Origin of the sequence: Marivirga sericea, assembly GCF_900177665.1 — a bacterium.
In the GTDB taxonomy this organism is placed as follows: domain Bacteria; phylum Bacteroidota; class Bacteroidia; order Cytophagales; family Cyclobacteriaceae; genus Marivirga; species Marivirga sericea.
The window spans coordinates 353537-368395 of sequence record NZ_FXAW01000004.1; the positions used below are offsets into that span (position 1 = coordinate 353537).

Consider the following 14859-nt stretch of genomic DNA (forward strand, 5'->3'; position numbering starts at 1 on the left):
AATTGAGTAAAACCTGACAGCTTTTAATGCTCAAAAACCACTGCATTGCCCATAGCAAATTTTAATTTACTTGAATACTGCAAGTGCATTATCATAAGTGCAATAAACGAAAAAAGCAGCTTCAATTGAGCTGCTTCTTTACTTTATCTATTTATGTATTTGCTTACTATTTACATCTTCACCAATTTTTTCATGGCTTTTCCCTTAGCATTAGATATTTCTAAGAAATACATATTGCTATGAAGGGCACTGATGTTAAGTTTCAAATTATCTGTGAAGCTTTCTTCCTTTAGCACCGTACCATTCACGTCAATAATTCTGGCAACGGCTTTACCTGGAATTTGAACATTTACAAAATCGCGTACTGGATTTGGATAAACTGATACTTCGATTTTATTGTCTATTCCTAGTATATCTTCAACACCGAAGATAATTCCGTCCTCATTCACTGCTGCAGATATAATCACTGGCGTACCCTCTTCGTCCATTGTGAATGTCGATCCTTCTAAATTTACCTCTTTACCTATTACAGACAATTGTACCTCATATTCACCAGCAGGTATACCTTCAATTTCATAGTTTCCATTTGTATCTGTGCTAACAGTAACCATCAATTGACCATCAGACACACGAATTAGGGAAACTCCTAAATCTGCAATACCTTCCCCATCTAAGTAACGACCAGTTAAAATTCTGTCATTTCCATCAACATTACGCACCACTCTTCCGGTAAGTTTCCCATTACCTGTAAGTAGATTTGCCCCAATTGGTATCATTTGGATCCTCATATTAGAAAGGTTAAACGATACCGAGAGTGCTTTAAAGAGATTATTTGTATTACCATAATAAGTTTTTTGGTAATCATTTGATTGAATAGATACCAGATGAAGGCCTGATGGAACCTTAATAGAAAATTCTCCAGAAGCATTTAGAGTTGTTGAATAATTTACTACATTCCCGCCAATTAAAGAAGTAACGGTCACCTTTTCATTTCCTAAAGGATCATTGCTATCATTTATAACCACGGTTCCTGCTAATGTAATTGAATCATTTTGCTGTAAAGTCCAGTTATGAACAGGGTAAGCAAACGGATAATAACGCCAAATAGAATTCTCATTTGAAGAAATATCCCATCCAGCATCTTCGAAGGTAGCGATCGTTTTTAATTCCGCCTCTGTTTTAGGCTCTATACCGCTTTGACTAGCTTCTTCACCAGTTTCTGATAGCCAAAATGTATTTGAAATATTTCCATTCAGTGTTATTTCAAAATCTGAAATTAGTCTATTAGATCTCTTATAGCTATTCGAAATGGTACCTTCATCATTCGTAAGTACTAGACCACCACCAAATGATGCCTCTACTGATGCCCAAGAATAACAATTACTAATACTTCCAGAATTCATAGAACCAAATACAGTATTATATAGACCAGACAATGACCCAATCACAAAGGATTCATTCACTATTCCAGTGTTACTATAAACCAACCCTGAAGAATAGTCGCCATCCATACTCCCAGTAAAGTAGCATTTTTCTATAGTACCTGCATTAGCTTTTGCTATGCCTCCTGGATATTCATCATCAGGAGAAAATATGGAAGAGCCGCTCTCCCCGCCATCGGCTACTAGTGTACCGGAAGCACGAGACATAGAAATCTGGCCTGTAGGGTTGTTTCTGTAAACAATTCCTCCTATGTCAGCATCACCTTCTTCACACTTTGCTCGAAGATTCAAATTTGTTCTACTATTCAAAACTAGCCCTGAGTTTAAAAAAACAAGACCCCCTAATTGAGCTTTATTTTGGAGATTGGCATTTTGCTCAATATTAATTGAACCTTCTACAGTACAATTAACTACAGAAGCATCTGCCTTAACTTCATACACTAAACCTGAAGCAGTGACTATAGACTCAAAACCTCTGGTCTTTAAATTGACATTCAAGTTCATGTAAGTATCCTCAATCCTACCTGAACCATTTAATGACTCAATTAATCCTCTATAATCGACAGTTTTAAAAAGTACACCATTGGTTATAATATCACCTTGATAAGAAAGGCCTTTTACCAATCCAAAATTTTGCTTAGCCAGGATACAAAAACCTACAGTACTGACAGAATTTTCTCCAAACGATAATTCGTTGAATTCGAAATTATTTACTATTTTTAAATTGGTAACTTCTCCAAGCGCACCTATCGTCTCTATCAATCCAGTACTTAATAGAGATTCATCCATTGCATCATAATTAATATTATAGTTCATTAAGGTATTGCCACCTCCATTATATTTACCATTGAAGGTCCCGATTCTACCTATAGAAGTATTCTCAAAGTCAATATCCTGCGTTTGTAGGAAAAAACTATCCCAATCCTGACTGCGCTGAGTAAAGAAAATGTAATCCTCTACATTTGATATCAAGAATGGATTGTCTTCTGTTCCCAATCCTCCGCTATAAGGCTTCGAATAGGCAGCTGAAATAGTAATAGCTGCATTCCCTAAGCCTGCGATGTCATTAACAGCATTGTCAGCAATAGTTATGGAAACACTGTCCCCTTCCTGTACTCCGTCATCTACTTTTACCATTACAGAAGCACTTATGCTATCAATCAAAGTAAGGCTTGATTTTGTTAGTTTAGTAAGTTGAATATCCGATGTCTCAAAGTCGGAAACACCTTCACTGAACCTTATAGTTATTTTGACTGAATCATCAAAAATGACTTCCCCTAAACCTTCAATTGACACTATTGGCTTTGTTACATCATAAATTAAGGCTTTAGCTATACTGGCAGTAGCTTCATTTCTGGCCGAATCAACTGCCCTAGCAGATAAATCATAAATTCCTACTTCTAAACTATTAATTGTAAATGACCAAGATTCCCCCGTAATATTTTCCTCAGCGACTGGATACTCGGTAGATCCAACCGTTACGAATAAGCTGTCCAAATTAGTTTCCACAATAGTACCTGTTAACGTAATAGGGCCAGTGGTGGTCACTATTTGTTCATTGATAGTCACTACAGGATCAGTATTATCATATTCTATCGCTAAGGTATTGGAAGCTTCGTTGTTATTGCCAGCTACATCAGTCAGGGCACTTGCCGCTACCGATATAGAATACTCCCCATCTGCTGGAAACGTAATATCCGCAGTATACACAATATCATCTGTAGTGTTGAGGGCTCCCACTGTGGCATTGGCCACGCTGATATCTGCTGCTTCAAAACCAGTTACTTCTTCGCTGAAAGTAATGGTAATGTTTAGAGGGTTCGTATTGGTGATTGCACCCGCACTTGAAGATATAGTAACTGTTGGAGCGATCACATCAGGAACAAAGAGTTCATAAACTTGTACTTGACCGGCCGCATCTCCACCAGTGTCATTTCCTTGAGCACCTACTGAATATTGACTTCCGTCTGCATTGATCGCCACAGAAGAACCAAATTCATCATTAGCAGCTGCTCCAGGTATAGAGTCTAACTCTGTCCAGGCAGAAGACTCAAATTTAAATAACTTGGTATAGCCGTTTTCTTTTCCTGTTCCTGCTGAAGCGGGAGCGCCAACAACAAGATGAGAACCATCTCCTGAGACCCCTACATTTTTACCGAAATCACCATTAGTATGGTTAGAATTAATTCTGCTACCCAATACTTGCCATTTTGGAGTAGAGGAAGCATTGAATTCATATACCTCAACATAGTTTGGATCACCTGCTAACAATCCATTCGGTGCACCTACAGCTAGTCTCGAACCGTTATCAGAAAAATCTACTGATCCCCCCCATGCTGAATTCAAAGTTCCTATTATTGTCTCAGACCCTGTCCAGGCATTTCCCCAGCTTCCAGCAGATTCTCTATAAATTCTCACTACACCTGCTTCATCGAAATTACCTGGCACTGAAGAGTAGCCAGGCCCACCAACGGCTAATACTTTGTCGGTACCTGTCACTTTTAAACTAACTGATCTTCCAGCGCTTTCAGAATCTTGGCTTCCATTCACATCATTACCTACTTGATTCCATGTACTAGCAGCTCTTTGATAAACTCTTACTGCTCCTCTTACAGATCCTCCACCATTAGCATTTGGTGCGCCAGCGGCTAAGAAACTGCCATCAGAAGAAACACTAATAGAAGAACCGAAGTTTTCCCCAGATGCTCCATTCAAAGTTTGCAGTAAAGACCAGTCGCTACCGCTCCATTCGTATATGTATATTCTGCCTGTAAAAGAAGATGCTCCGCCATTTCCATCACTATTGGGTGCACCTATCACCAAAATATTACCATCATCACTAATATCAAGTCCTGAACCATAACTATCATTAGCCACTTCACCCACTAATGAAGGACCTTTTTGAACCCAGTCGTTATTTACAAGTTCGAACACTTTGACCTGACCAGTAGATAAGTCATTGGTATTAGCTATATGACCTGGTGAACCTATGGCCATAATATTTCCATCAGAGCTAATGGAAACATTACCGCCTAAATTATCGGATGCTACACCATTGATGTTAGACCCTAACTGATTGTAAGTCTGACCCAGCAATAAATTTCCTGACAACAGGAATAAAATACAGAGTAAAATTCTTGATTTCATATATGTAATCTTTAAATAAGTATTAATACAATTAGAAAAATTATAGTAGAAAATTAGCGAAATAATCAATCTATGCTATCAATAGTGTCATACATTCGATTATGGATGTGTTTACATAGATGAGCGACAGGTATTTGCAGTCCAATAATGTTGAAAAAGCATTTGTTTAATTAAATTACTTTGTATCAGTGATTTAGGCTAGATGTAAGTATGCGCTTTAATGTGTAGAAAAACTATAAGGCTTGAAAACAAAAAAGCTGAAGAGATGATAATACATCTCTTCAGCTATTCAATTAACTCACAAAAATCTAGGTCAACTACTGAATCACAATCGCTACTTTATTCAATTTTTTCGCTACCAATGTATCGGTTTGAACACCTAAATTATTATTATTCATTTTACCTTTTTCAGCATGAACGTGATATACTTTCGGATCTAAATCCTTAAAAGTAACTCTTCCTTTATCGTCTGTAATTTGAGAATCCATTACAGGGTTTTCACTTTTTCTGTAATCTTCATTGCTACCATAAAGCGTTACAGTCGCTCCTTCTTGGATGTTTCCTAAATCATCTTGTATGGTAATTCTTAAATTGGTCTTAAACAATTGAGAATTTTCATCCTTAGGAGTAAACTGAAAGAACATAAAAGCCGATAATACTAATAAGCTTAATGCAAATGTTAATTTTTTCATAGTTTTTGATCTTTGGGTTGTATTACGTTTCAATAAGTCAAATTGTTATCTACTCAATGAAATTGATATAATCTAAATTTAGATTACTCCAAGTCTAATAAATTGATTTTACTAGTAAAATTATCCTTTAGCATTTCTTTATTGATTAAGTGAAAATTATCCCTACTGAAATCCTTCCTAATCTGACCATCATTCAATAAAAATATCTTATCACAAAGATCCGTTAAACCTGAAATAATATGAGAAGAAACTAATACCGTTTTCCCCAAATTTTTAAGGTTTTTGATCAATTCTGAAATCATGATATTACTTTGAATGTCAACTCCATTATATGGCTCATCCAAAATGAAATAACTGTTTCCTTGTAAGAGTATAGCGAAAATAGCCAATTTTTTCTTCATTCCAGTTGAATATTCAGCAGCATACTTGTCCAAGGGAAGTTCAAAAATATTTTTCTTATCTATATCATTATGTTTTTTCCCTCTAGCATCACACATTAAAATTATATATTCTCTGGCTGTTAGCTTTGGTAAAAAGTAAGGCTCAGTCAATAAAAGTCCTAAATGATTCTTTAATGGTTTGTAATCCGAATCAATGGTTCCGATATAATCTTCTAATCCCGCTATGCATTTAAACAGAGTGGTTTTACCACTACCATTCTCACCCACAAAGCCAAAAATTTTTCCACTGCTCAATTCAATGTTGATATCATTTAAAACCTCATTTGAACCATATGACTTAGACAGATTACTTACTTTTATCATTTTAAAACTTTACTTAAACTTCTTAGAGATTGAAAATAGAAATATAAAAATGTTATGAGTACTATTGGTGGAAAATAAAATGTCACAGATAGAACAATGCTTTCTCTTAAGCCAGCTTGCTTAGGAAAAGCAGAATATTTCATGAAAATAATAGCTACTATAAAAAACAACCCTAGTCCATATAGAATTAAGAGTTGATGAATATTTTCATAAAAGAAAAAGGATAGCAATCCAATCAAAGGCAAATAAAGTATACTATTACAGAAGGCGGCAACTCTAATCTTCTTTAATAAAAATCCTCTTGGCTTTTTAATATGTGACCATACATAAACTTTATCTTCCATAAAAGAATAATAGCTTAATGTGCATAAAAAACTTAAGCCAATTGAAAATAAACCCAGATTAAAATTATCAACCTTAATTGAAATAATTGTGATAGCATAAATTATAGCTACAGCTAAAAATGATCTTCGGAAACCTATTATGAATTCAAATGGAAGTTTTTGAAATGGGGTTGGTACTATAAACCGAAAATTCGATCTCCTTTCAAATAATGTCAATGTTGAAATAATTACTACTAGTACTGAAGAAACCAAGAAGGACTGGTTTATCACCAGAATTGTTAAAAAAGGAATAGAAATGAATAAACTCTCAAAAAGTCTAAGTAAACGAAACTTTCGGACTCCATAACAAATTTTCAAAAATGTATTCCTTTTAGAGTCTCCTATCCTGATTGAAAAGAATAGTGGTAATACAACATACAAATATTTAGCATACTCGTATTGAGAAAATAAAATAATAGAAAGCCCTATGAAAGATATTGAGGCTAAAACCCAAGCCAATAAAACATTCAAATCAGCCTCTTTTATATGCCTATTTATTATTTTCCACTGTATTTGAAAATATACTTTCATTGATAGTTCACCAATTTAGTCGCATTGAATCCCCCTGTTGTTAAAAACAAAAAAAGCAACAAATCTTTCGATCTGTTGCTTTTAATAAAATGATATTTATTAATTAAGCTGTTTGCCCAATTAATTTTAAATGTCTTGTATGTGAACCCATAGCGGCCATCATAGATGGAAATTCATTATAAGCAATATTGAATTGCTCACAAGTTTCTTTCACTAACTTATTGATTGCCGGGTAGTGCACATGGCTAATTCTTGGGAATAAGTGGTGTTCAACTTGGAAATTCAAACCGCCTGTATACCAATTTAAAACTTTGCTTTTTGTACCGAAATTGGCGGTCGTTCTGATTTGGTGAATAGCCCACTCTGTCGGAATGATTTTTTCTCCTTCTACTGGGGCATCATGGAAATCAGTTGATTCCACTACATGTGCCAATTGGAACACTACTCCAATTGTCCATCCTGTTACTACTGACACTATTAAATATCCTAGAAGAGTTGCTAAAGCACCCTTCATCAAGATAGGCAACACAAAGAATGTCGTGATATACGCTAATTTAGTAGCCCAAAAAATGATATGTTCTTGAGCGCTCATTTTAGCTAACTCTGTATTAGCCACTTTTCTTGTGAAATACTTCTTAAAGTCTTGGAAGAAAACCCAAAATGCATAAGAAGTAGCATATAAGGGATAAGCATAAACATGTTGAAATTTATGATACCATCTTTTCTTTTGATGAGTTGATACTCTAATGAAAGGTCCGATATTAATATCATCATCCATTCCCTCAATATTAGTAAAGGAGTGGTGATTCTTATTATGTTTATTTTTCCAGATGAATACTACACCACCCATCAGGTTCAGTGTTAGTCCCATCATGTAATTTACGTGCTTATTATTTGAAAAACTTCCGTGAGCACCATCATGCATTACATTAAAACCAATAGCGGCCAAGTTTAATCCAAATACTGCACACAAAGTAATAGAGAGCCATACTGGCATGCTTACAAATACAATTAAGCTGTAAAGGGTAGCAAAAGAAACCAATAAAATAGTGGCTTTAGTGTAAAGTTTGCTGTTACCCCAGGTTTTCAAATCGTTTTGTTTGAAATAGGCGTCAACCTTCTTTTTCAGTGTTGGGAAAAAGTTGTTGTCAGTGATTTTTGTTGCTGATACTTCTTGCATAGTTAATTCAATAATTGACTTGCTAAACGAGCAAATCTAATGTTTCGTTCATAAAATTAGAAGTAATTCATAAGTACTCATAGAAATTAACAAATAAATCGACAAATGTGGAAAAATAAATCAATTTGTTCAGTAATTTCTTTGGAAACCTCTACATTATTTAAACAAACACCAAATTTTAAGCATGAATATTTAAACATATCCCAATACTTTCAATTGTATAAAAATAAAATCCTAGCTGCTAAATTAAAATTGCCAAAGCTTTTAATCTTTGATAACTTAACTCCATGGTTGACTTGAAACAATTGTAATTATCTCATGTTTTACCCTTATGAAAGAATGATTAAATCCAAGATTGCTGAAAAGTCGTAGATGTGACAGAACATTTCAAACTTTAGAAGTAATATTGTCATCAATTGGGAAATAATAAGAACATAGCGCTCATATTCTTCAGCAGAACCTCAGCTGGTGAAGCAAAATACAAGTCTTGGTTTAAAGAAAAGATAAAAAATAGCTATGCAGCTTCTCTATTAATCAATAAAGCGGAAAGTGCCGTTCAAAAATCCGGTATTCCTTTCTACCATTTTCATGAAAAAAATCAAAAAGGAAACAATTTTGGGGAAAGAATAGCCAATGCCTATCAAGAGGTTTTTGATATGGGTTATGAACAAGTGATTTCCGTTGGAAATGATTGTCCTGACCTAGAAAATATCAATTGGAGGCAAATCTCCGTAAATCTGTCCAAAGGAAAAACAGTTTTAGGTCCTGACACCAGAGGAGGAGCTTATTTAATTGGTATTCAGAAAAAATACTTTGATAAAGGCCAATTCGAAGCACTAAGTTGGCAAAAAAACACACTCTATCAAGAGCTTTCACTACTCTGTGAAGTTTCTACCAAATTAGTGGAGTTAAATCAATATAGAGATATTAATTCTTCTCACGATATCCGCCTACTATCCAATGTAAAAAAGTCAATTGATAAATTTAGACAATTACTATTTCAACTCTTGAAGCCTTTCAAGGTCGTGGCGATTGAATTTCAAATAGTAACGCACGATTTCTACATTTTCAAAGATTCTCCTTTAAGAGCACCCCCAATTAAATAAGACTTTCTCATTATTTAGAGACATTTGCGCGAGAATGACATAATTTTCACGATTAATTAAATGTCTCCTTTCATACTTCTTCTTTAAACGACTATTACAAAATTACTATGCGAAAATATTCGTGCCTTTTGCTGTCCCTTATTGCTATATTCTTTTCCAGCTGTGAAAGCTCAGAAGAGTTACAAGATTGGAAAAATGCTTCATGGAGTGAAATTAAGGAGGAAGCAAGCAGCACCACCGTCAACTTTATGATGTGGCAAGGAAGTCCTATTGTCAATGATTACATCAACAACTATGTGAAGCCTACTTTAAAGAAGAAATATAATATCACGCTGAATATTAGTAGTGGTCAGGGTCCTGAAATCGTGCAATTGATGATGGGTGAAAAACAAGCTGGTTCTGAGAAGGGACAAGTAGATATGGTTTGGATTAATGGAGAAACATTCTTCCAACTTAGAAAAATAGAAGGACTTTGGGGTCCATTCACAGAGAAACTTCCTAATTCACAATATATTGACCTTAATAATCCATTTATAGGAATAGATTTTCAGCAAGAAATAAACGGGATGGAATGCCCATGGGGGATCAATCAATTTGCTTTTGTTTATGATTCTAGTAAGACCCCTGACCCACCTAAGACACTCGCTGAACTAGAAACATTTGTAAAAGTAAATCCTGGCACTTTCACTATATCCAATGATTTCTCAGGCATGACCTTGTTAAAATGCTTCATGGCTGAAATGAGTGGAAGCCCTGATGGATTGGATGGTGAATTTGATCAACAAAAATATGATACGCTTTCAGCACAACTATGGGATTACATCAATCGAAATAGTAAATATTTTTGGAAAGAAGGACAAACCTTTCCTAAAGAACACAGCAAAATGGATCAGATGTTTTCCTCTGGAGAAATTCTACTTTCCTATGGTTTTAGTGAAGGAGGAATTGAGGATAAAGTATTACAAGGATTATTCCCTAAAAGTACTAAAGGCTATGCCTGGGAAAACGGCACGGTACTAAATTCTAACTATTTAGGCATCACCTATAACGCGACCAATACAGCTGGAGCTATGCAGGTAATCAACTTCTTAATTTCACCGGAAGCTCAATTAAAAAGAGCAGAGCCTTCAGGAATGAATGCCAATCCTGTATTAGATATTTCAAAACTTCCAGCAGAGTACAAAACCCAATTTGAAAAGATTACTGCAAGGCAATATGGTCCTTCTTTAGACGAATTATCGGAAAATGCCATTAAAGAGCCTGCACCAGAATATATGCTCAACATTTACGAAGATTTTAGAACCTACGTCCTTGAAAAATAAAGAGAAACATATCGGGTTTATTCTATTTGTGGTATTTGCAGTGCTACCTTTTACACTTGCATTTGGCTACGCCCTGCTTTATTCATTCGGGGTAATCGGGATAGTTAATGAAGGTTTTACGCTAAAGTTCTGGAAAGAAGTTTTCACCTCCTCCACCCTTGGGGTTTCATTCATTTACAGCAGTGTCATTGCTTTAATTGGCGTGATTCTTTCGGTAAGCCTGGCGCTTTGGATTGTTCTGAAATACCGAGAAAGCTTCGGTAACAAATACTTATCCTTTATTATTTACATGCCATTGGCAGTTCCGGGTATTGTTTCAGCATTTTTCACCTATCAGCTTTTCGCTCAATCTGGTTTTTTTGCAAGATTAAGCTATCAACTGAATTGGATTGAAACTGCACAACAGTTTCCTGATTTAGTGAATGACAACTGGGCTATTGGCATCATCATTACCTTCATCAGTTTACTCACTCCTTTCTTCATCCTGCTCTATTTAAATATTTATAAAGATGAAAGAATAGAAGAATTAAGCCAATTATCCAGAGCATTGGGTGCAAATAAAAAACAAATTGCCCTTAAAGTCAGCTTGCCGATTATGCTGAAAAAGTCTTGGGTTCTGATTGTCCTTTATTTCATCTTCTTATTAGGAGCTTATGAAGTGCCACTCATTTTGGGACAAGAATCTCCACAGATGCTATCGGTTCTAATTTTAAGGGAATTAAAGCAATTTGACTTAACGAAAATATCAGAAGGGTATGTAATGGCAGTGCTCTACACCGTGGTCATCATGTCAGCGACTGTATTCATTTTTTCACGAAAAAAATTGAGAAATAATGCGTATTAGTCTAAAGCCATTTTTCTTATCCATCATGGTATTGCTGATCCTCTTTCCTTTTGTGTATCTGCTATGGTTGTCCCTTTCTGCAGATTGGTCATTCCCACAGGTGATGCCTGACTATTTCGGTTTAAAAAACTGGAAGGCCTTATTGATTTCAGAAACAGGCTTATTGCGGAGTTTTTTTCAATCAGTCATCATTTCTGTTTCGGTAGGTTTTACCGCTACCTTAAGTGGCTTTGTCATTAGCCGAAATATCGCTTATCATCCCAAGAAGAATACATTAACACTTTTAAGTTATTTCCCCTATATCATTTCACCAGTTGTTTTTGGAGCATGCTTGAGTTACTTCTTTTTGAAACTGGGGATTTTTGGACAAATGACGGGCGTCATTGTAGCTCAGTTCATGATCAGCTTTCCTTATGCCTTGATTTTCTTCAACAGTTTCTGGGGAGAAAAGACGAAAAATATGGAAGATTTGGTCTCTACCTTAGGTGGAAATCGATTGTCCAGCTTTACAAAAGTTTTATTGCCGCTTGCCAAAGGAATGCTGTTGGTCTGCTTCTTTCAGACTTTTCTCATTTCTTGGTTTGAATATGGCTTAACATCTGTGATAGGAGTTGGCAAAGTACAAACACTAACTATCAAAGTATTTTTATTCATCCGCGAGGCCAATTACTTCTATGGTGCTTTAAGCTCTTGCTTATTGATTTTACCGCCTTTAGTGCTGATGTATATCAACAAAAAATATGTGTTCAATAAACTGACCTGATGTTTTTAGAAATCCAATATATCAACAAAAGCTTTGGAAAAGAGCAGATCGTAAAGGATCTGAATTTTTCGCTAGCTCCACATAAAACGCTTAGTATATTGGGTAAATCAGGTTGTGGAAAAACCAGCATGCTGAAAATAATTGGGGGTTTGCTTAAAGCAGATAGTGGTAATATAATTTTGGATGGGAATGATATCAGCGAATTGGAAGCTGAAAAGCGAAACATCGTTTATCTCTATCAAGAAGATTTACTATTTCCACATTTAAATGTATTTGAAAATATTGCTTTTGGTCTTCGTATCAAAAAGCAAAAAGAAGCACATATTCAAAGCAAGGTAAAAGAAATGCTGGAGCTTTTGGAATTGGAAGATCAAGGCCAAAAAATGCCTCATCAGCTTTCAGGGGGCCAAAGACAACGAGTTTCCTTTGGAAGAGCTATTATTATCAACCCTGCTTTGCTTTTATTAGATGAGCCTTTCGGTAGCCTGGATGCCGGCACTCGACAAAGAATGCAACAGTTATTTAAGGACATTGCCCACAAATTTAAAATCACTTCACTATTTGTCACCCATGATTTGAAAGAAGCAATTCTGATGGGAGATGAAATCGCCTTTATGCAAAGTGGAAAACTAAAATTATATAAAAACAAAGAAGAATTTATAGCAGACCCATCAACTGGTGTGCAAAACGAAATCGGTTTTTGGGAAAATCTAATCCCAAAAGGACAAAACATAATTTAAACCAATACTAAATGGAAACGAAAAATATTTGGATAGATACTGACCTCTCTGTAGGCATGAAAAGACATATCAGAGAAGGTTATTGCGATGTGGATGATGGATATGCTTTATTGCAATTATTCAAAGCAGACAATGTTGAAATAATGGGGATAAGTGCTGTTTTCGGTAATACGAAAATCGATGACGCTTACCGCCTTTGCCAGGAAATGAGCACAAAACATGCAAAAAATCAAATCCCCGTTTACAAAGGAGCAGGTTCAGCCATCGACTTAAGCAAAGTAGAAACAAATGATGCGGTAGAAGCTTTGGCTAGTGCACTAAAAGAAACTCAATTGACTATTTTAGCCATAGGTCCCGCTACTAACGTAGGACTACTCCTATTGAAATATCCTGAATTGAAAACCCAAATCAGAGAAGTGGTTTTAGTGGCTGGCAGAAGGAAACCTACTGACTATTTTAAAATTGGGAATCAAGGAAATCACGCAAGGGATTTGAATTTCGATCTAGACAACCAGGCATTCAACATCATGTTTGAAGCAGGTATAGCAGTCACTCTATGCCCATTTGAAATCTCAAGCAAAGTGTGGATTGGCGCTGATGATTTAAAAAAACTGGATAATGGCGAGGCCGGAAATAAGTGGCTGGCAGAGCATTCTCAGCCATGGTTAGCACAATGGATCAATCAAGGAGCCACTGGTTTTAATCCATTCGATGTTTTGGCTAGCCACTACATAATTGCTCCTGAAGATATTATCAGCGAAGATCTAAAGGCACAATTAGAAATTCATCCGGACGATACTGTCAAAGACAATAATAAGGAGGTATTTAAGAATTATCTTCTCTGTGGCAATGAAGGAACATTTCCTGTAAAATACTGCCACGATGTGGTATCAGACTACCATGAAAAATTAATGGAATCTTTAATCAAAAAAAGCTAAGCACAATGATTAAACTTGATAATCAATTAGAAACCATCAATACCTATTTACAAGATCAAAAATGGTTAGACGATAACGAAAAAGTAGTATCAGTTGAAAAACCTGGTGAGGGAAATATGAACTTCACGCTTAGATGCAGAACTTCAAATAACCGCACTTTCATCATAAAACAAAGTCGTGATTTTGTGGAGAAATTCCCTCAAGTTCCTGCTCCGGCAGAACGGGTTCTGAGAGAAGCAGAATTCTATGAAATCATTAAAAAGAACCCTGATTTAAGCAGTAGGACTCCGGAAATTCTCGCAGTGGATGAAGAAAATCATATCATCCTCATGGAAGATTTGGGCGAGAGTAGTGACTATACTTTTTTATATCAGGAAGGTAAAAATTTGTCGGAAACCGAGCTCAAAGAAATCATGCATTTCATAGCCGATTTGCACACCCATTTTACTACCGAAACATGCTCAAAAATCATCCATAATAATGAGATGAGAAAACTTAATCACGAGCATATCTTCAAATTCCCATTCATGAAAGACAATGGAATGAATCTAGATGATGTGATGCCCGGTTTGGAAGCCGTTAAGCAGGATATTATCTACAATGAAGCGCTTCAGCTGGCACTAAAGCACCTAGGTGACCAATATTTATCTGATGGCAAGCATTTACTTCATGGCGATTACTTTCTGGGAAGTTGGCTCAATACAAAATCAGGCTTAAAAATTATCGATCCGGAATTTTGTTTTTTCGGCCCTAAAGAATTTGAAATAGGCGTATGCATGGCGCATTTGTATTTAGCGCAGCAACCCTATCCTATTATTCAAAAAGCAATGGATTTCTATAAGGAAAAAGCACCATTTGATGATGTGTTAATGATGAAATTTATGGCTGTAGAGATGATGAGGCGCATATTAGGTCTTGCACAACTACCTATCAATCAAACACTAGAAGAAAGAAAGGCTTTAGTAGAAAGAGGCGTCATGATGCTCACAAAATACTAAGATTTAAAG

Annotated in this window: 12 protein-coding genes; 7 read left to right on the forward strand and 5 right to left on the reverse strand. The window is 35.7% G+C overall.

Annotated features, from left to right (window positions below; translation table 11 throughout):
- Positions 1-170: 170 nt before the first annotated feature.
- The 5 genes from B9Y84_RS11430 to B9Y84_RS11450 form a co-directional block, all read right to left on the reverse strand.
- Positions 171-4589, reverse strand: a complete 4419-nt coding sequence (locus tag B9Y84_RS11430) for an Ig-like domain-containing protein (protein ID WP_085517332.1) — start codon at positions 4587-4589, stop codon at positions 171-173.
- 317 nt (positions 4590-4906) lie between these two features.
- Positions 4907-5281: a peptidase associated/transthyretin-like domain-containing protein gene (locus B9Y84_RS11435; RefSeq protein WP_085517335.1), complete on the reverse strand. Its 375-nt coding sequence runs from the start codon at positions 5279-5281 to the stop codon at positions 4907-4909.
- An 83-nt stretch (positions 5282-5364) separates the two neighbouring features.
- Positions 5365-6045, reverse strand: a complete 681-nt coding sequence (locus B9Y84_RS11440; RefSeq protein WP_085517337.1) for an ABC transporter ATP-binding protein — start codon at positions 6043-6045, stop codon at positions 5365-5367.
- Entirely contained in the window at positions 6042-6959 is a 918-nt protein-coding gene (locus B9Y84_RS11445) for a hypothetical protein (protein WP_085517340.1), read from the reverse strand. The genes B9Y84_RS11440 and B9Y84_RS11445 overlap by 4 nt, the downstream gene beginning before the upstream one ends.
- Positions 6960-7062: 103 nt before the next feature.
- Positions 7063-8139 (reverse strand): fatty acid desaturase family protein, encoded by a 1077-nt coding sequence (locus B9Y84_RS11450; RefSeq protein ID WP_085517342.1) that lies wholly within the window; start codon positions 8137-8139, stop codon positions 7063-7065.
- A gap of 416 nt (positions 8140-8555) precedes the next feature.
- Between B9Y84_RS11450 and B9Y84_RS11455 the strand changes: the two genes are divergently transcribed.
- The 7 genes from B9Y84_RS11455 to B9Y84_RS11485 all read left to right on the forward strand — a co-directional run bounded on the left by B9Y84_RS11455 (position 8556) and on the right by B9Y84_RS11485 (position 14850).
- Complete coding sequence (locus tag B9Y84_RS11455; RefSeq protein WP_085517344.1) at positions 8556-9245, forward strand: DUF2064 domain-containing protein; 690 nt, start codon at positions 8556-8558, stop codon at positions 9243-9245.
- 107 nt (positions 9246-9352) lie between these two features.
- Entirely contained in the window at positions 9353-10567 is a 1215-nt protein-coding gene (locus B9Y84_RS11460; protein ID WP_085517346.1) for an ABC transporter substrate-binding protein, read from the forward strand.
- On the forward strand, positions 10557-11411 hold the full coding sequence (locus tag B9Y84_RS11465) for an ABC transporter permease subunit (protein ID WP_085517349.1): 855 nt from the start codon (positions 10557-10559) through the stop codon (positions 11409-11411). The genes B9Y84_RS11460 and B9Y84_RS11465 overlap by 11 nt, the downstream gene beginning before the upstream one ends.
- Positions 11401-12174, forward strand: coding sequence for an ABC transporter permease (locus tag B9Y84_RS11470; RefSeq protein WP_085517351.1), 774 nt, complete (start codon positions 11401-11403; stop codon positions 12172-12174). Before B9Y84_RS11465 ends, B9Y84_RS11470 begins: the two co-directional genes overlap by 11 nt.
- Entirely contained in the window at positions 12174-12914 is a 741-nt protein-coding gene (locus B9Y84_RS11475) for an ABC transporter ATP-binding protein (protein ID WP_085517353.1), read from the forward strand. Before B9Y84_RS11470 ends, B9Y84_RS11475 begins: the two co-directional genes overlap by 1 nt.
- An 11-nt stretch (positions 12915-12925) precedes the next feature.
- Complete coding sequence (locus tag B9Y84_RS11480; protein ID WP_085517356.1) at positions 12926-13852, forward strand: nucleoside hydrolase; 927 nt, start codon at positions 12926-12928, stop codon at positions 13850-13852.
- Positions 13853-13857: 5 nt separating this feature from the next.
- Entirely contained in the window at positions 13858-14850 is a 993-nt protein-coding gene (locus B9Y84_RS11485) for a phosphotransferase (protein WP_085517358.1), read from the forward strand.
- Positions 14851-14859 lie beyond the last annotated feature (9 nt).